We start from the raw sequence: 930 nt of genomic DNA, 5'->3' as shown, positions 1-930 counted from the left end.
GGCTCTACCCCAAATAAAGGGGCATTTTAATCAAGTTAGTTTAGACTAACCCTTTGATTTGACGGTCAAAAGGAAGATTAAAATGCCTAAGAAAGATTGTATCCTAAATTTACCTGGATATTCTATTAAAAGAGTGAGAGGAGAAAACCCGGTATATATAGAGGTGAGTTATCGCTGGGTAGTTCGCTGTATTCATTGTGGCAATAAGAAGCTGCGTAAAAAGGATAGTTTTATAAGACGAATCCGTCATGAATCGATAGGATTGCGTCGCAGTTATTTGTGTATCAAAGCCCATAAGTACTATTGTCCTGCTTGTAATCGTTATTTTAATCAACGATTTCCTGGGATAGGGAAACATCAAAGAGCGACGGAGAGCTTAAGAAAACAAGTATTTCACTATCATAGTAAGGGAGTGAGTCAAAAGGATTTAGCGCGCGATTTAAAGCTGGGAAAATCGACTGTAGAGCGTTGGTATCACTATGGTTATGAACTACGTTATAAAAAGATAGCAACTCGCTCTTGTCCTCGGATATTAGGCCTTGATGAGCATTCATTTAATAGAAAGGTGGGTTATGCGACAACTTTTTGTGATTTGGCGAAACATAAAATCTTTGATGTGGTTGAAGGGCGTAGTGCTAAAGACTTAGAGGGCTATCTGAAGACCTTAGAAGGTCGGGATAAAGTACTTGTGGTCTGTATTGATTTAAGCAGCAGCTATCGCTTGTTAATCAGGCGTTACTTTCCTAATGCAAAGATAGTAGCTGACCGTTTCCATGTGATTCGTTTGTTGAACCAGATGAGTCTTCAGACTTATCAACAAATTGACCCTCAGATAAAGTATCAGCGCGGCCTATTGGCTGCATTAAGAACGAATGAAGCCAATTTAACGATAAAACGTTTGAATAAAAGAGCCAGCTATTTAAAGCAGCA

General features: G+C 38.9%; 1 protein-coding gene. It reads left to right on the top strand.

Features of this window, described 5'->3' with window-relative positions; all coding sequences use genetic code 11:
- Positions 1 to 82: 82 nt before the first annotated feature.
- Positions 83 to 930: ISL3 family transposase (locus OK13_RS13670; protein ID WP_035891748.1), on the top strand; the 848-nt coding region annotated here is incomplete at its 3' end.

Source organism: Legionella norrlandica (assembly GCF_000770585.1).
Classification (GTDB): Bacteria; Pseudomonadota; Gammaproteobacteria; order Legionellales; family Legionellaceae; genus Legionella; species Legionella norrlandica.
The sequence above is the reverse complement of the archived record's forward strand: the minus strand, read 5'-3'. Positions and strand labels throughout refer to the sequence as shown.